Genomic DNA, 15,645 nt, shown 5'->3' on the forward strand with positions numbered 1-15,645 from the left:
AGAATCCTATGCAAACCAATCTGGCCGATTTCATCAAGAATACCCGCGAAGGCGAAGAGGCCGACGCCATCCTGCGCTCGTGCGTCCACTGCGGTTTTTGCACCGCGACGTGTCCCACCTACCAGTTGCTGGGCGATGAGCTGGACGGGCCGCGCGGGCGCATCTATCTGATCAAGCAGGTGCTGGAGGGCGCGCCGGTCACCGCCAAGACGCAAACGCACCTGGACCGCTGCCTGACTTGCCGCAACTGTGAAACGACTTGTCCGTCGGGCGTGCAGTATGGGCGCTTGATCGACATCGGCCGCAAGGTGGTGGAGGAGCGCGTCGAGCGTCCGCTGATGGAGCGGCTGAAGCGCAAGGTATTGAAGGAGGGCTTGCCGCGCAAGTCGGTCTTCACGGCGGCCTTGCGCGCCGGGCAGCTTTTCCGTCCGCTGCTGTCGCCCGCCATGCAGGACAAGATCCCGGCCATGAAGAGCGCCGGGGCCTGGCCGACGCGCGAGCATGGGCGCAAGATGCTGGTGCTGGAAGGCTGCGCGCAGCCGGCCATGGCGCCCAACATCAACGCCGCCACCGCGCGGGTGCTCGATGCGGTGGGCGTGCAGTTGATTGTCGCCCCCAAGGCCGGCTGCTGCGGAGCGGTACGGCATCACTTGAACGATCACGAGGCGGCGCTGGACGACATGCGCCGCAATATCGACGCGTGGTGGCCGTATGTCGAAAGCGGCGCGGTGGAGGCGATCGTCATGACGGCGTCCGGCTGCGGTTCGACGGTCAAGGATTATGGGCATCTGCTGGCGCACGACAGCGACTACGTCGGCAAGGCGGCGCGCATCTCGATGATGACGCGCGATCTGAGCGAAGTCATGCCGGAGTTCGAGGAGGGGCTGGCGCGGCTTGGCGCCGTCATCGAGGAGCGTGTGGCTTATCATCCGCCGTGTACTTTGCAGCATGGGCAGCAGATACGCGGCAAGGTGGAGGGCGTGCTGCGCGCGGTTGGCGTCGACGTGACCTTGTGCGCGGAGAGCCATTTGTGTTGCGGCTCGGCGGGCACGTATTCGCTGCTGCAGCCGGAGTTGTCGTTACAGCTGCGCGATCGCAAGCTGGCGAATCTGGCCGATACCGGGGCGACCACCATCGTCTCGGCGAACGTCGGCTGCACCGCGCATTTGCAATCGGGGACGCAGACGCCGGTGCTGCATTGGATCGAATTGATCGACAGGGCGTTGGCGGCGCGCAAGCGGCGCTGAGCCGCCACCAGCGTTAGCCTACCCCGCGAACAGCGGTATCTGCGCGGTGCCGCCGGCCGGCTCGTCGCTATGCAGGCTGACGATCGGCGGCAATGCGGCGGCGGCCTGCCACATGGGCGCCAGGTCGAAGCCGTCGACCCACGCCAGCACTTCTTCCGCCGGCATCGGACGCGCTATCCCGTAGCCCTGCACCAGGTCGCAGCCCAGCCGCATCAGCATCGCCCCGTGTTCGACCGTCTCGACACCCTCGGCGATCACGCCCAGGCCGAACGACCTGGCCAGGCCGATGACCGCGCTGACCAGGTGCAGATCGTCGCGGTCGACCAGCATGTTGCGCACGAAGCTTTGATCGATCTTCAGCAAATCCGCCGGCAACCGTTTAAGGTAGGACATCGACGAATAGCCGGTGCCGAAATCGTCCAGCGCGAAGCTGATGCCCAGCGCCTGGCAGTCGAGCATGATGCCGCGCACGTGGTTGATATCGCTCAGCGCCGACGATTCCAGGATCTCCAGCTCCAGCATATGCGGCGGCACATCCGGGAACTCGGACAGGATGGCGGTGAGCCGGTCGACGAAATCGCCGCGCTGGAAATGGCGCGCGGCGATGTTGACGCTGATGACCCAGGCCGGATCGAAGGCGCGCCATTGCTGCAACTGGCGCAAGGCCTCGCGCAGCACCCATTCGCCGATGTCGACGATCACGTCGCTGTGTTCGACAATGGGCAGGAACTCCATCGGGCCGACCACGCCGCGCGACGGATGCTGCCATCGCAGCAGCGCCTCCATGCCGACGATGCGGCCCTTGCGCATGTCCAGTTTGGGCTGATAGTACAGCCGCAGCTCGCCGGCGCGCAGGGCCGAGCGCACCTCGGTGCGGCGGTTGTGGTGCGTGCGCACCTGCTCGTCGAGGTCCGCGTCGAAGAAGTGAAAGCGGTTGCGGCCCATGATCTTGGCCTGGTACAGCGCCTGGTCGGCGTGGCGCAGCAGGCTGTCGGCGCTCACTTCGTTGCCGGTGTAGACGGCGATGCCGGCGCTGGCCGACATCGCCACCGCCTGGCCTTCGCCCAGGTAGTCGCGCGACAGCGCCGACATCAGCCGGTCCATCGCCACCTCCACGGCCGCGCGGCAATGCATCTCCGGCAGCAGCAGGACGAATTCATCGCCGCCCAGGCGCGCGGCGTAGTGGCGCTGGCCGGCGAAATCGTGCAGGCGGCTGGCGACCTGCTTGAGCACCTCGTCGCCGACCGTGTGGCCCAGCGTGTCGTTGACGCGCTGGAAGTGGTCCAGGTCGAACAGGCACACGGCCAGCAGGTAGTCCTGCTCGCGCGCGCGCGCGACCTCGTTTTCGAAGCGTGCCGCCAGTGCCGCGCGGTTGGGCAGTCCGGTGAGGACGTCATGATTGCTTTGCCACGAGATCTGCTGCATCAACTGACGGCGTTCGGTCACGTCGCGGAACACCAGCACCGAACCTTGCACCTCGCCGTGGGCGGCGCGGATGCCATTGGCCGTGTACTCCACCGTGAATGTCTCGCCACCGCGATGGCGCAGGCTCTGGTTGCCGACCTTGACCACTTCGCCGCCGTCGTAAATCGCCGACATCGCCTTGAGCAGCGAGTGCTGGCCGAAGTTATTCGCCAGGACGAACACCTGGTGCAGCTCCATGCCGCGCGCGAGAGGCTCGGACCAGCCGGTGAGGCGCTGGGCGACCTCGTTGATGGATTCGATCTTGCCCGTCAGGTCGGTGGTGATGACGGCGTCGCCAATCGACGCCAGGGTCACCTCGATGCGCTCCTTTTGCGCCTGCAACTGGTCCTGCGCGGCCAGCGTGCGTTGGAGCTGTTCGCTCAATTCTTTCTCGCTGGTTTGCAGCTTGCCGACCAGCGCCTGCACGCGCTGCGCCATGTTGTTGAAGGTAACCGCCAGCATGCGCGCCTCCAGCGTACCGCGCACCGGCAGGCGCACGTCATGCTCGCCGCCCTGGAAGCGCCGGGTGACGTCGTTGAGGCGCTTGAGCATGCGCTTGTTGGCGAAGATGATAATGCCCAGCAGCGTGTAGATCACGGTGACATTGAGGGCGGTGATGACCATCTGCTTCCAGACCGACTCCCACACCCTCGCCACCGGCAAGGTCGGATCGAATTCCAGCACAAGGCTGGCGGTGCCGATGTAGATGTGGCGGCGGATCGGCTCCAGTGGATGCAGCCGGGCGAACCATGCGGGGACGTCGGAGCGTGGCGGCGGCTGGCGCAGCGCCTCCAGATGGCCGCCGGCGAAGTCGAGGCGGGCGGCGGCCAGGTCGGGACTGAGCAGCAGGGCGTCGGCCAGCGCGCCGTCGATGGCTGCGCGGTCCGGCACTGTCACCGAAGGCAGCAGCGCCTTGTGCAGATAGATGCCGATGTCGCTGGCGTCCTTTTGATAGCGCGCGTTGGCGTTGGCGGTCTCCCCCTGAAACAGCAAGGTGTAGCGCACGCCCACCACCATGGCGATGATGATGAAGATGGGCACGAACAGCCGGGAGTACATTCCCATCCGCAGCCAAGGCGACAATAATTTTCCAAACACGGACATAGGGACTTGATTCGATGGGGCCAAGGGCCATTATTACCGAAAAGTTAACCTAAGGCACGTTTTTTGAAGAAGGGATCGCAGAATTTACGTGGTGTACTAGACAACGATATTATTCTGCCAGCAGTTTTTCGATGTCGGCGATCAGCTCTTCCGGCTTGGTGGCGGGGGCATAGCGGTTGAAGACGGTGCCGTCCTTGCGGATCAGGAACTTGGTGAAGTTCCACTTGATCGCCTCGGTGCCGAGGATGCCGGGGGCGTCCTTCTTGAGCTTGACGAACAGCGGGTGGGCGCGCTCGCCGTTGACGTCGATCTTGGCGAACAGCGGGAAGGTGACGCCGTAGTTTTTCTCGCAGAAGGCGCCGATCTCGTCGGCCTGCCCCGGCTCCTGCGAGCCGAACTGGTTGCAGGGGAAGCCGAGCACCGTCACGCCCTTGTCCTTGAACTGCTGGTAGACCTGCTCGAGCCCCTTGTACTGCGGCGTGAAGCCGCACTTGCTGGCGGTGTTGACGATCAGCAGGACCTGGCCCTGGTACTGGCGCAGGTCGACGGGCGCGCCCGTCAGGCTGTCGGCGGAAATGTCGAAGATGGTGCTCATGGCGATGCCTTCTATTAGATGATGCCCAGGTGTTCGGTGCCGGCGGACAGGTCGCGGTTTTTCGCGGCCTTGCCTTCGAGCTTGATGGCCAGCCGCAGGTCGTTGACGGAATCGGCGTTGCGCAGCGCGTCCTCGTACGTGATGATATCCGCTTCGTGCAAATCGAACAGCGACTGATCGAAGGTTTGCATGCCCAGCTCGCGCGACTTCTTCATCAGCTCCTTGATCTCGTGGACCTGGCCCTTGAAGATCAGGTCCGAGATCAGCGGCGAGTTGAGCATGATCTCGATCGCCACCGCGCGGCCCTTGGCCTCCTTGCGCGGGACCAGGCGCTGCGAAATCATGCCCTTGAGGTTGAGCGACAGGTCCATCAGCAGCTGCTGGCGGCGTTCCTCGGGGAAGAAGTTGATGATGCGGTCGAGCGCCTGGTTGGCGCTGTTGGCGTGCAAGGTGGCCAGGCACAGGTGGCCGGTCTCGGCGAAGGCGATCGCATGGTCCATGGTCTCGCGGTCGCGGATCTCGCCGATCTGGATCACGTCGGGCGCCTGGCGCAGCGTGTTTTTCAGCGCGACGGCCCAGTCGTCGGTGTCGACGCCGACCTCGCGCTGGGTCATGACGCAATTCTTGTGCGGGTGGACGTACTCGACCGGGTCCTCGATGGTGATGATGTGGCCGTAGCTGTTCTCGTTGCGGTGGTTGACCATGGCCGCCAGGGTGGTCGACTTGCCGGAACCGGTGGCGCCGACCATGATCACCAGGCCGCGCTTGGCCATGACGACGTCCTTGAGCACCTCGGGCAGGCCAAGGTCGTCGAGCTGGGGAATCTCGCTGGTGATGGTCCGCAGCACCATGCCGACCGAACTCATCTGCACGAACGCCGACACCCGGAAGCGGCCCAGGTCGCCGGGGCTGATGGCGAAGTTGGCCTCCTTGGTCAGTTCGAACGACGCGGTCTGCTTATCGTTCATGATCGAGCGGGCCAGGTCGACGGTATGGGCGGCGGTCAGCACCTGGGACGACACCGGCGTCATCTTGCCGTCGATCTTGATCGCTGGCGGAAAGCCGGCGGTGATGAACAGGTCCGAGCCTTTTTTGCTGGTCATCAACCTCAGCAGATCGAACATGAATTTGGAGGCCTGGTCGCGTTCCATGATATTCCTTCAGGACGGGGTCAAGTCTGTCATTCGGACACGAGCTGTACCGCCACGTGTCGAGTCCGTGTCCGAATGACAGACTTGACCCCAGTAGTTTTAGCCGGGGAAGTTGTCCGGGGTTTTGGCGGCGCTGCGGGCGGCGGCGGCGGAGATGACGTTGCGCCGCACCAGGTCCGTGAGGTTCTGGTCCAAGGTTTGCATGCCGACGTTGCTGCCGGTCTGGATCGCCGAGTACATTTGCGCGATCTTCGATTCGCGGATCAGGTTGCGGATCGCCGGCGTGGCGACCATGATCTCGTGCGCGGCCACCCGGCCGGCGCCGTCCTTGGTCTTGAGCAGCGTTTGCGAGATCACCGCCTGCAGCGATTCCGATAGCATCGCGCGCACCATTTCCTTTTCGTCGGCCGGGAAGACGTCGACGATGCGGTCGATCGTCTTGGCCGCCGACGAGGTGTGCAATGTGCCGAACACCAGGTGGCCGGTCTCGGCCGCCGACAGCGCCAAGCGGATCGTTTCGAGGTCGCGCAGCTCGCCGACCAGGATGGCGTCCGGGTCTTCCCGCAGCGCCGAGCGCAGCGCGTTGTTGAACGATAGCGTGTGCGGCCCGACCTCGCGCTGGTTGATCAGGCATTTCTTCGATTCGTGCACGAATTCGATCGGGTCCTCGATCGTGAGGATGTGGCCGTATTCGTTTTCGTTGAGGTGGTTGACCATTGCCGCCAACGTCGTCGATTTGCCCGAGCCGGTCGGGCCGGTCACCAGCACCAGGCCGCGCGGCTTCAACGCGAATTCGGCGAAGATCTTGGGCGCGTTGAGCTCTTCGAGGCTGAGGATCTTCGACGGAATCGTGCGCAGCACCGCCGAGGCGCCGCGCTCCTGGTTGTAGGCGTTGACGCGAAAGCGCGCCAGCCCCGGGATCGCGAACGAGAAGTCGACCTCCAGCATCTCCTCATACGCCTTGCGCTGGCCGTCGTTCATGATGTCGTAGATCATGCCGTGCACTTCCTTGTGCTCGAGCGGCGGCAGGTTGATGCGCCGCACGTCACCGTGCACCCGTATCATCGGCGGCAGCCCGGCCGACAAGTGCAAATCCGAGGCCTTGTTCTTGACGGAGAATGCGAGAAGTTCGGATATGTCCATTTATAATCCCTGCCTGGCGTTGGTGTGATGACGCTTACCGCTGTCTTTTACTCGATGATTATGTCCCCGATCCCCCAAAACTTGCAAGCAATCACCGCGACTATCGTTGCCGCCGCTCAAGAATCCGGCCGCGCGCCGGACACGGTGCAACTGCTGGCCGTGTCCAAGACTTTCGGTCCGGAAGCCGTGCTGGAGGCGGTGCAGGCCGGCCAGCGGGCCTTCGGCGAAAATTATCTGCAGGAAGCGCTCGACAAGATCGCGGCGCTCAGCGCGCAGCCCGAGGTTGCAGCCACCCCGCTGGAGTGGCATTTCATCGGCCCGATCCAAAGCAACAAGACGCGGCCCATCGCCGAACATTTCGATTGGGTGCACACGGTCGAGCGCGAGAAGGTCGCGCAGCGCCTGTCCGAGCAGCGGCCGGCCGGCATGGCGCCGCTGCAAATCTGTTTGCAAGTGAATATCAGCGGCGAGGCCAGCAAGAGCGGCGCCGCCCCGGAGGAGGTGGCGGCGCTGGCCCACAAGGTCGCGGCGCTGCCGAATCTGACGTTGCGCGGCCTGATGGCGATCCCCGAGCCGGCCGTGGAATTCGACCAGCAGCGCGCCGCGTTCGCGCGCTTGCGTCAGTTGTACGAGCAGCTGCGCGCCGACGGCCTGGCGCTCGATACGCTGTCGATGGGCATGTCGGCCGACATGCGCGCGGCGATCTTCGAGGGCGCGACCATCGTGCGCGTCGGCAGCGCCATTTTTGGAGCACGAACTTACAAGGCTTGATATGAAGATTGCATTTATTGGCGGGGGCAACATGGCCTCCGCGTTGATCGCCGGCCTGGCCGGCAAGCTGACCGCCGGCGCGAACATCCATGTGGTCGATCCGAATCCGGCCTCGCTGGAAAAACTGAAGCAGCAATACGGCGTGACCACCGCCGGCGCCGCCGACGCCGTCCTGGGCGCGGCCGACGTGATCGTGCTGGCGATCAAGCCGCAGAGCATGCGCGAAGTGGCGGCGCAGTTGCTGCCGCTGCTGGGCCAGGCCAAGCAGACCTTGATCGTGTCGGTGGCGGCGGGCATCCGCAGCGCCGACCTGTCGCGCTGGCTGGGCGGCTACGGCGCCATCGTGCGTTGCATGCCGAACACGCCCGCGCTGATCGGCATGGGCATCACCGGCATGTTTGCGGCCGCCGGCGTCAGCGACGCGCAAAAGCAGGCTGCCGACGACATCCTGCGCGCGGTCGGTCCGACCGTGTGGCTGGGCGACGAGGCCAAGATCGACGCGGTGACGGCGGTTTCCGGCAGCGGCCCTGCCTATGTGTTTTACTTTATCGAAGCGATGCAGCAGGCGGCCGAGGAAATGGGCCTGAGCGCGGAGCAGGGCACGCAGCTGGCGCTGGCGACCTTTGCCGGCGCCGCGCAGCTGGCCAAGCAGTCGAGCGAGCCGGTGTCGCTGCTGCGCGAGCGGGTCACGTCCAAGGGCGGCACCACCTACGCGGCGCTGACCAGCATGGAGCAAGGCGGCGTGAAGGCGGCCATCGTCAAGGCGGTGAAGGCCGCCGCCGCGCGCGGCAAGGAAATGGGCGACGAGCTGGGCGCGGCCAACTAAGGTCGCGCCCGGACAACGGTGTCGCGTTTAATCAAGCCGCGCCCGAACGAACGGGCCGCGTTTTAGCGGCGCGACACCAGGATGCCGAGCAGCACGCCGACGGCCGCGCCCACGCCGACCGCTTTCCACGGGTTGTCGCGCACATACACGTCGGCCACTTGCGCCACCTCGTGGCTGCGGGCGATGACGCTGTCCTCGAGTTTGCGCAGGTCGGTCCTGGCGGTGCGCAAGGTGTCCTCGAAGCGGGCGCGGACCTCGGAGGCCTTGTCGCCGACTTGTTCGCCGGCATCGCTGAGATAGTGTTCCGCTTCGCCGATGGCGGTCTTCAAGCCGTCCATCAATTTGTCGCGTGCCGCGCCGCTGGCGGCCTGTCCGTTGGAGACGCCGTTGCCGTTCTGATGAGTTTGATCCATGGTGATGACCTCCTGTCTGTCGCTTGTTGAAAGGGGATAGCCGGTGCGGGCGCCAGTAGCGCGCGGCCATCGCGCCGGGGCTATCGTTTCAGCGCAGCGAGTAATCGACGGCAATACCCGCAAACACCGCTGCACCCAGCCAGTTATTATGGCGGAAAGCGTAAAAACACGCGTCGCGCTCCCGTGCGCGGATCAAGGTGTAGTGATACAGCGCGATGCCGGTGGCCACCGCCAGGCCGGCGAGGAACCACGACCCCAATCCCATCTGCAGCCCGCACACCAGCAACAGCGCCAGATGCACGCCGTAGCACAGCATGACGGCGGCGACGTCGTAGCGGCCGAAGGTGATGGCCGAGGTTTTGATGCCGATCTTCAGGTCGTCGTCGCGGTCGACCATCGCGTATTCGGTGTCGTAGGCCAGCGCCCAGAACACGTTGCCCAGCAGTAGCACCCAGGCCAGCGGCGGCACGGTGGCCTGGACCGCGGCGAACGCCATCGGAATGCCGAAGCCGAAGGCGATGCCCAGGTAGGCTTGCGGGAGGGCAAAGAAGCGCTTGAAATAGGGATAGGTGCCGGCGATGATGACCGCCGCCACCGATAACTGCTTGGTCAGCGTGTTGAGCGGCAGGGTCAGGCAGAACGAGACGATCGCCAGCCCGGCGGCGATGGCCAGCGCTTCCTTGCCGCTGATGCGCCCGCTGGTGATGGGACGCTGCGCGGTGCGTTTGACGTGCTTGTCGAAGTCCTGGTCGGCGTAGTCGTTGATCGCGCAGCCGGCCGAGCGCATCAGCAGTGTGCCAAGCGAGAAGATCACGATCAGTTTCCAGTCCGGTATGCCGCCGGAGGCCAGCCACAGCGCGCATAGCGTCGGCCACAGCAGCAGCAAGGTGCCGATGGGTTTGTCCAGTCTGACCAGGCGGAAATACAGCTGCAGCTTGTTCATCGATTGCGTCGCTTGAAGGGAAAGACTGGCATTATCGCAAATCTTTCGAGCGGGACGGCCCGGGCCGGCCGCTTTATTCCTCGCAGAGGGTGGTGATGCCGGGCAGGTTGCAGGAGGCGACGACTTCGCAGACGGCGTCGATGGCCGCCTTGCGGGTGAAGCTCTTGCGCCAGACGATGACGACGCGGCGCGATGGCTGCGGCGCGTCGAAGTTGCGGAACTGCAGCATGCCTTCGGTGGTGTTCATGTCCGGCACCGAGGCGCGCGGCAACACGGTCAGGCCGATGCCGCTGGCGACCATGTGACGGATGGTTTCCAGCGACGAGCCTTCGAAGGTGCGCTGCATGCCGTTGCCGGGCGCCGAGAAGCGCGCCATTTCCGGGCACACTTCCAGCACCTGGTCGCGGAAGCAGTGTCCGTTACCGAGCAACAGCATGTTTTCGGTCTTGAGGTCGTCGGCGGGGATGGTCTTGCGCTTGGTCCACGGGTGCTGGGCCGGCATCGCGACCACGAACGGCTCGTCGTACAGTGCCTGCATCGCCATGCCGTGGTCGGGCAGCGGCAGCGCCATGATGGCCGCGTCGAGCTCGCCCTGGCGCAGCATCTCCAGCAGCCGCACGGTGAAATTTTCCTGCAAAATCAACGGCATTTGCGGCACTTTGTCGATCATGCCCTTGACCAGCGGCGGCAGCAGGTACGGGCCGATGGTGTAGATCACGCCCAGGCGCAGCGGGCCGGCCAGCGGGTCTTTGTTCTGTTTGGCCAGTTCCTTGATCGCGGCGGTCTGCTCCAGCACGCGTTCGGCCTGGGCCACGATTTGCGCGCCCAGCGGGGTGACCGAGATCTCGGCGCCGCCCCGTTCGAACAGCACCACGCCCAGTTCGTCTTCGAGTTTTTTGATGGCGACCGACAGCGTCGGCTGCGCAACGTAGCAAGCCTCGGCGGCGTGTCCGAAATGTTTCGCGCGCGCAACGGCAACTATGTATTTCAGTTCGGTCAGAGTCATGAATCTATTTGAACACAGGCAATGTACAGATGCAATAATTGTGGGGCAAGAAAGGTCATTGTAGCGGAATGGTGTCGATATAATGCACCTTGGCGGACCAAGCCGGAGAAAGAAGGGTGTTATGTCCACGACATTCGGACCGCGAAGAACCCAAGTAATCACATCGAAAAGACTTACATGCCCCAATTTGAAGACAAGATCTGCACCCGTGAACAATTGGCCGCGCGCGTGGCCGCGCTGCCCAAACCGGTGGTGCTGACCAACGGCGTATTCGATATCCTGCACCGGGGCCACGTCACGTATCTGGCGCAGGCGCGCGCGCTGGGGGCGTCGCTGGTGGTCGCCGCCAACACCGACGCGTCGGTCAAGCGGCTGGGCAAGGGCGACGACCGGCCGCTGAACAACTGCGCCGACCGCATGGCGGTGCTGGCCGCGCTGGAGTCGGTCAGCCTGGTGGTGGATTTCGACGAGGACACGGCGCTGGAGGTGGTGCAGCAGGCACGGCCCGAGATCTACGCCAAGGGCGGCGATTATCAGATGGATGCCATTCCGGAGGGTAAGGCGGTGCTGGCGTACGGCGGGCAGGCGATCGCGATCGATTTCGAGCATGACCGCTCGACCACCAAATTGTTGACCAAGGTGCGCGCGCAGCGTCCGGCATGAGGCTGCTGCTGATCGCCGTCGCGGTGCTGGTGTTCATCGGCGTGCTGTGGGGGCCGGTGACCTATGTGGCGTGGCGGCTGTGGCAGCGCGGCGATCCGGTCGCGTTCCGGCAGCTGCGGTTCATGCTGCCGGCGCAGCTGATGGCGGCGGTGGCGCTGGCCTTCACGGCCGATGTGCTCGGCATGCGCAATCCGCCGGCGCTGTTTGCCGCCTCGACGGTGATCGTCAGCGCCGTCGGCACCGGCGCGCTGGCGCTGGCGCGCTATGTCGCCAGGCGCAAACGTCGATAATGTATTTCAGGCGCCGCCGTCGTAGCCGTTCTGGCGCCAGGCTTCGAAGACCACCACTGCCACCGTGTTCGACAGGTTGAGGCTGCGGTTGTCCGGACGCATCGGCAACCTGATGCGCTGGGCCGGCGGAAAATTCTCGCGCAGCGCCGGCGGCAGGCCGCTGGTCTCGGAACCGAACACGAACACGTCGCCCGGCTGGAAGCTGGCCTGCGCGAACGGCGACGAGCCGTGCGTGGTCATCGCGAACATGCGCGCCGGATCCGGCTGCAGGTCCGCCAAAAACGCTTGCCAGTCGGCGTGCACCTTCATCTTCGCGTATTCGTGGTAGTCCAGCCCGGCACGCTTCATCTTGGAATCCTCCAGCGGAAAGCCCAGCGGTTCGATCAGGTGCAGCTGCGCGCCGGTGTTGGCGCACAAACGGATGACGTTGCCGGTGTTCGGCGGAATTTCGGGATGGACCAGCACTACGTGAAACAAAATGTTCTCCTCAAGCCTTAATATTCAATGCGCAATTCAATGTGGCGGCGTGCGCGCGAACACCAGGTTGCTCACGCGCGCGGCGCCGTGGCGCTTCAGGGTGGCCGCCAGTTCGTCCAGGGTGCCGCCGCTGGTCATGACGTCGTCGACGATGCCGATATGCCTGCCGCGCACCAGCGCCGCGTCCGGCACCGCGAACGCGCCGGCAATGTTGCGCTGGCGTTGCTCCGGCGCGACGCTGCTTTGCGCCGTCGTGTCGCGCACCCGGGCCGTCAGGCGCGGATGCAGCGCGACGCCGAGGCTGCGCGCCAGCGGCCTGGCGATTTCCAGCGCCTGGTTGTAGCCGCGCTCGGCCAGCCGGCGCGGTCCCAAGGGCACCGGGCAGATCAGCGCCGGCAGCACGAAGCCTGGCTGCTGCAACACGGCGTCGCGCAGCAGGCGGGCAAACAGCACGGCCAGCGCCAGCCGGTGGCCGAATTTCAGTTGCAACACGAGTTGGTCGACCGGCATCGCGTAGTCGGCCGCCGTCAAGGTGACGTCGAAGGCGGGCGGATGCGTGGCGCACAGGCCGCACAGCCGATGATCGGGCACGGCGCGTGGTCGCCTGCCTGGCTGGGGTTGCGCCTCCGGCTGCACCACCGCGCCGGGCAACGGATTGGCGCAGCAAACGCAGCGCGCGAGCGCGACATTGGCGCCGAAAAATTGCGCCGCGCAATCCGGACACAGCGCTTCGTCGCTGCCGAGGCCGCACAGCGCGCACGATGTCGGCAACAGCGATCGCAAGACCCCGGCGCTGGTGCGCCGCAACAATCCGCCGCCCGGGCCGGCCCTGGCGCCACGGTCGGCGTACGTTGTTTCTTCGATCAGCTTGCCTCGCATGCCACGCTCCCGGCAAAAAACGCGCGCCATCCGCGTCGCATTCGCGTTCAACCATGTACACTGCCGACATTATCGCATTACAGACCACCCCACGATGCATGTGCCCGCAAATCCACCCAAACTGAGTGCGCCTATCGATCTGGAGCGTGTGCGCGCGCTATTTTCCCGCCCTGAACGCATCGCACCGGCCGATTTCCTGCGCCGCGAAGTGTCGTCGCGCATGTTCGACCGATTGGAACTGATCAAGATCGCGCCGCAGCGCGTGCTCGACGCCGGCTGTGGCGCCGGCGCCGACCTGCCGCTGTTGCAGAAATCCTACCCGGCCGCCCAGATCCTCGGGCTCGATTCGGCCGAGGCGCAGTTGCGCGCAGCGCAAGGCCAGTCGACCCGGCAATCGTCGCTGAACCAGCTGCTGAGCAAGCTGTTGCCGTCCAAGACAGGCGTCGACCTGATGTGCGGGGATTTCGCCGAATTGCCGCTGGCGCCGAACTCCGTCGACCTCGTGTGGTCTAATCTGGCCCTGCATTGGCATCCCCAGCCGGATCGCGTGTTCGCCGAATGGCGCCGCGTGCTGCGTGTAAACAGTCTGCTGATGTTTTCCTGCTTCGGTCCCGATACCTTCCGCGAGTTGCGGGCGGCGTTCGCCGAGGCCGATCTGGCCCAGCACGCGCTGCCGTTCGTCGATATGCACGACTTCGGCGACCAGCTGGTGGAGGTCGGTTTTTCAACGCCGGTGCTGGACATGGAAGTGATCACCGTGACCTACGACACCCCGCGCGCGATGCTGGCCGATGTGCGCGCCCTGGGCGGCAATCCGCTGGGAACGGTGAGCAGGGGACTGATGGGCAAACACGCCTGGCAACGCATGCTGGACGCGCTGGAAAAGACCCGCCGTCCGGACGGCAAGCTGGGGCTGACCTTCGAGGTGATTTACGGGCACGCCTTCCGGCCGGCGCCAAAAGTGACTTCCAAAGGTGAAGCCATCATTCGCTTCGATCTGCCCCGCAAGCCGCGCCAGTAGCGGGTTTGCGGCTGTTTCACCTTTTGTTTAACATTTCGCACTGTGGTAAAGCTGAGTGCGCTGTAAGGCACGGAAGAGTTGCAAAATGGATTATTTGTTGATGTGCGCCGTTGTTGTTATATATAATCATTGACTAATTTTGCCAGCATGTCACGTCGCCAGCTATCACCCACCGACGCGAGGCGAAAGCAGTCAGAACGAACAAGAACAAGCAGTTGAATTAAGCAGAATCAGGCTTTTATGTTGTCCCTAGGCAGTATGTAGGGACGACAATAAAAGTCTCAAGGTCCCGCCGGGGCCGCGTTGAAGAAGTTTTTCAAACGTGGCTGGCATGGGGCCTGAAGTTGTTTAAGGAGCGGCGCCGGTTCAGTTCACCGAAATCCGGAGTCGTTAAAAAAATATTTTTTAATTTCTTGGGTGGTTGGGGAAAACATGACACATGCGAAGCGACTTCAATCGTTGATGCTCGGGCTGACGATGACGGCAGCCAGTATCCCAGCGTGGGCGGCGGAGACGGCGGCAGGCACCTACGGTCCGGCGACCGGCGGCACCGGCGGCCCCGTGCCCGGGCAGGTGAACCTGCAACCGCCCGCGACCCAGATCGCTTCCCAAATCTACGACCTGCACACCTGGATGATGGTGGTCTGCCTGGTCATCTTCGTCGCCGTGTTCGGCGTGATGTTCTATTCCATTTTCAAGCACCGCAAGTCGGTCGGCCACAAGCCGGCCACCTTCCACGAATCGACCGCCGTTGAAATCGCCTGGACGGTGGTGCCGTTCCTGATCGTCATCGGCATGGCGCTGCCCGCCACCCGCACCGTGGTCGGCATGAAGGACACCTCCAACGCCGACATCACCATCAAGGCCACCGGCATGCAGTGGAAGTGGGGCTACGACTACCTGAAGGGCGACGGCGAGGGCATTTCCTTCCTGTCGAACCTGAAAACCCCGCGCGCACAAGTGGGCGCGCCAGGCTTCGCGCCGACCGAGGCGCGCGGCGACAACTACCTGATGGAAGTCGACAACGAAGTGGTGGTGCCGGTCAACAAGAAGATCCGCATCGTCACCACCGCCAACGACGTGATCCACGCGTGGTCGATCCCTGCCTTCGGCGTCAAGCAGGACGCCATCCCCGGCTTCGTGCGCGACACCTGGTTCAAGGCCGACCACACCGGCACCTACCGCGGCTATTGCTCCGAGCTGTGCGGCAAGGAGCACGCGTTCATGCCGATCGTGGTCAAGGTCGTCACCGACGCCGAGTACAAGACCTGGGTCGACGGCAAGAAAAAGGAAATGGCCGCGCTGGCCGACGATCCGACCAAGACCTGGACCATCGACGAACTGAAAACCCGTGGCGAGAAGGTCTACACCGCCAACTGCGTGGTCTGCCACCAGGCCACCGGCAAGGGCGTGCCGAACGCCTTCGCGCCGCTGGACGGCTCGGCCGTGGTCAACGGCCCGAGAGCCGATCAGATCCATGTGCTGCTGAACGGCCAGAAGAGCGGCAAATACCCGGCCGAGATGCCGGCCTGGAAGCAATTGTCGGACACCGACATCGCCGCCGTCATCACCTACACCCGTAACAGCTGGTCGAACAAGGCCGCCGAAAACATCGTTCAACCGGCCGAAGTCATGGCTGCACGTAAGTAATC

General features: G+C 64.3%; 16 protein-coding genes. 7 read left to right on the plus strand and 9 right to left on the minus strand.

The window, feature by feature from the left end:
* The first annotated feature begins 8 nt into the window (after window positions 1-8).
* Window positions 9-1,247 (plus strand): glycolate oxidase subunit GlcF, encoded by a 1,239-nt coding sequence (gene glcF, locus AC0IYS_RS05640; protein WP_471704250.1) that lies wholly within the window; start codon window positions 9-11, stop codon window positions 1,245-1,247.
* A gap of 18 nt (window positions 1,248-1,265) precedes the next feature.
* On the opposite strand, the gene AC0IYS_RS05645 is transcribed toward glcF, so the two are convergent.
* The 4 genes from AC0IYS_RS05645 to AC0IYS_RS05660 form a co-directional block, all read right to left on the minus strand.
* On the minus strand, window positions 1,266-3,776 hold the full coding sequence (locus AC0IYS_RS05645; RefSeq protein ID WP_471704251.1) for an EAL domain-containing protein: 2,511 nt from the start codon (window positions 3,774-3,776) through the stop codon (window positions 1,266-1,268).
* Window positions 3,777-3,924: 148 nt separating this feature from the next.
* Entirely contained in the window at window positions 3,925-4,410 is a 486-nt protein-coding gene (locus AC0IYS_RS05650; RefSeq protein ID WP_471704252.1) for a glutathione peroxidase, read from the minus strand.
* Between the two features lie 14 nt (window positions 4,411-4,424).
* Entirely contained in the window at window positions 4,425-5,561 is a 1,137-nt protein-coding gene (locus AC0IYS_RS05655; protein WP_471704253.1) for a PilT/PilU family type 4a pilus ATPase, read from the minus strand.
* A gap of 99 nt (window positions 5,562-5,660) precedes the next feature.
* Complete coding sequence (locus AC0IYS_RS05660; RefSeq protein ID WP_090316767.1) at window positions 5,661-6,704, minus strand: type IV pilus twitching motility protein PilT; 1,044 nt, start codon at window positions 6,702-6,704, stop codon at window positions 5,661-5,663.
* Between the two features lie 60 nt (window positions 6,705-6,764).
* Between AC0IYS_RS05660 and AC0IYS_RS05665 the strand changes: the two genes are divergently transcribed.
* Window positions 6,765-7,475 carry a YggS family pyridoxal phosphate-dependent enzyme gene (locus AC0IYS_RS05665; RefSeq protein WP_471704254.1) on the plus strand — a complete coding sequence of 237 codons (711 nt, stop codon included), beginning with the start codon at window positions 6,765-6,767 and terminating at the stop codon, window positions 7,473-7,475.
* Window position 7,476: 1 nt separating this feature from the next.
* Window positions 7,477-8,301: a pyrroline-5-carboxylate reductase gene (proC, locus tag AC0IYS_RS05670; RefSeq protein ID WP_471704255.1), complete on the plus strand. Its 825-nt coding sequence runs from the start codon at window positions 7,477-7,479 to the stop codon at window positions 8,299-8,301.
* Between the two features lie 62 nt (window positions 8,302-8,363).
* On the opposite strand, the gene AC0IYS_RS05675 is transcribed toward proC, so the two are convergent.
* From AC0IYS_RS05675 to AC0IYS_RS05685, 3 genes are all read right to left on the minus strand, one after another.
* Window positions 8,364-8,714, minus strand: coding sequence for an ElaB/YgaM/YqjD family protein (locus tag AC0IYS_RS05675; protein WP_471704256.1), 351 nt, complete (start codon window positions 8,712-8,714; stop codon window positions 8,364-8,366).
* 88 nt (window positions 8,715-8,802) lie between these two features.
* Window positions 8,803-9,657, minus strand: coding sequence for a 4-hydroxybenzoate octaprenyltransferase (ubiA, locus tag AC0IYS_RS05680; RefSeq protein ID WP_471704257.1), 855 nt, complete (start codon window positions 9,655-9,657; stop codon window positions 8,803-8,805).
* A 73-nt stretch (window positions 9,658-9,730) separates the two neighbouring features.
* On the minus strand, window positions 9,731-10,663 hold the full coding sequence (locus AC0IYS_RS05685; protein WP_471704258.1) for a hydrogen peroxide-inducible genes activator: 933 nt from the start codon (window positions 10,661-10,663) through the stop codon (window positions 9,731-9,733).
* 177 nt (window positions 10,664-10,840) lie between these two features.
* Between AC0IYS_RS05685 and rfaE2 the strand changes: the two genes are divergently transcribed.
* Together rfaE2 and AC0IYS_RS05695 are read left to right on the plus strand one after the other, a co-directional pair.
* Window positions 10,841-11,326 (plus strand): D-glycero-beta-D-manno-heptose 1-phosphate adenylyltransferase, encoded by a 486-nt coding sequence (rfaE2, locus tag AC0IYS_RS05690; protein WP_471704259.1) that lies wholly within the window; start codon window positions 10,841-10,843, stop codon window positions 11,324-11,326.
* Window positions 11,323-11,616 (plus strand): hypothetical protein, encoded by a 294-nt coding sequence (locus AC0IYS_RS05695; RefSeq protein ID WP_471704260.1) that lies wholly within the window; start codon window positions 11,323-11,325, stop codon window positions 11,614-11,616. Before rfaE2 ends, AC0IYS_RS05695 begins: the two co-directional genes overlap by 4 nt.
* Before the next feature lie 6 nt (window positions 11,617-11,622).
* On the opposite strand, the gene trmL is transcribed toward AC0IYS_RS05695, so the two are convergent.
* Together trmL and AC0IYS_RS05705 are read right to left on the minus strand one after the other, a co-directional pair.
* Entirely contained in the window at window positions 11,623-12,093 is a 471-nt protein-coding gene (gene trmL / locus AC0IYS_RS05700) for a tRNA (uridine(34)/cytosine(34)/5-carboxymethylaminomethyluridine(34)-2'-O)-methyltransferase TrmL (RefSeq protein WP_471704261.1), read from the minus strand.
* A gap of 36 nt (window positions 12,094-12,129) precedes the next feature.
* On the minus strand, window positions 12,130-12,972 hold the full coding sequence (locus AC0IYS_RS05705) for a ComF family protein (protein WP_471704262.1): 843 nt from the start codon (window positions 12,970-12,972) through the stop codon (window positions 12,130-12,132).
* 94 nt (window positions 12,973-13,066) lie between these two features.
* Between AC0IYS_RS05705 and AC0IYS_RS05710 the strand changes: the two genes are divergently transcribed.
* Window positions 13,067-13,993, plus strand: a complete 927-nt coding sequence (locus tag AC0IYS_RS05710) for a methyltransferase domain-containing protein (RefSeq protein ID WP_471704263.1) — start codon at window positions 13,067-13,069, stop codon at window positions 13,991-13,993.
* A gap of 432 nt (window positions 13,994-14,425) precedes the next feature.
* On the plus strand, window positions 14,426-15,643 hold the full coding sequence (coxB, locus tag AC0IYS_RS05715) for a cytochrome c oxidase subunit II (protein ID WP_471704264.1): 1,218 nt from the start codon (window positions 14,426-14,428) through the stop codon (window positions 15,641-15,643).
* Window positions 15,644-15,645: the final 2 nt, after the last annotated feature.

It is taken from the genome of Duganella sp. AC237 (assembly GCF_979254035.1).

Excerpts from the sequence above, each read along its gene's own strand:
- glcF (WP_471704250.1), top strand. The coding sequence starts at position 9 with ATGCAAACCAATCTGGCCGATTTCATCAAGAATACCCGCGAAGGCGAA.
- AC0IYS_RS05645 (WP_471704251.1), bottom strand. The coding sequence starts at position 3,776 with ATGGGAATGTACTCCCGGCTGTTCGTGCCCATCTTCATCATCATCGCC.
- AC0IYS_RS05650 (WP_471704252.1), bottom strand. The coding sequence starts at position 4,410 with ATGAGCACCATCTTCGACATTTCCGCCGACAGCCTGACGGGCGCGCCC.
- AC0IYS_RS05655 (WP_471704253.1), bottom strand. The coding sequence starts at position 5,561 with ATGGAACGCGACCAGGCCTCCAAATTCATGTTCGATCTGCTGAGGTTG.
- AC0IYS_RS05660 (WP_090316767.1), bottom strand. The coding sequence starts at position 6,704 with ATGGACATATCCGAACTTCTCGCATTCTCCGTCAAGAACAAGGCCTCG.
- AC0IYS_RS05665 (WP_471704254.1), top strand. The coding sequence starts at position 6,765 with ATGTCCCCGATCCCCCAAAACTTGCAAGCAATCACCGCGACTATCGTT.
- proC (WP_471704255.1), top strand. The coding sequence starts at position 7,477 with ATGAAGATTGCATTTATTGGCGGGGGCAACATGGCCTCCGCGTTGATC.
- AC0IYS_RS05675 (WP_471704256.1), bottom strand. The coding sequence starts at position 8,714 with ATGGATCAAACTCATCAGAACGGCAACGGCGTCTCCAACGGACAGGCC.
- ubiA (WP_471704257.1), bottom strand. The coding sequence starts at position 9,657 with ATGAACAAGCTGCAGCTGTATTTCCGCCTGGTCAGACTGGACAAACCC.
- AC0IYS_RS05685 (WP_471704258.1), bottom strand. The coding sequence starts at position 10,663 with ATGACTCTGACCGAACTGAAATACATAGTTGCCGTTGCGCGCGCGAAA.
- rfaE2 (WP_471704259.1), top strand. The coding sequence starts at position 10,841 with ATGCCCCAATTTGAAGACAAGATCTGCACCCGTGAACAATTGGCCGCG.
- AC0IYS_RS05695 (WP_471704260.1), top strand. The coding sequence starts at position 11,323 with ATGAGGCTGCTGCTGATCGCCGTCGCGGTGCTGGTGTTCATCGGCGTG.
- AC0IYS_RS05705 (WP_471704262.1), bottom strand. The coding sequence starts at position 12,972 with ATGCGAGGCAAGCTGATCGAAGAAACAACGTACGCCGACCGTGGCGCC.
- AC0IYS_RS05710 (WP_471704263.1), top strand. The coding sequence starts at position 13,067 with ATGCATGTGCCCGCAAATCCACCCAAACTGAGTGCGCCTATCGATCTG.
- coxB (WP_471704264.1), top strand. The coding sequence starts at position 14,426 with ATGACACATGCGAAGCGACTTCAATCGTTGATGCTCGGGCTGACGATG.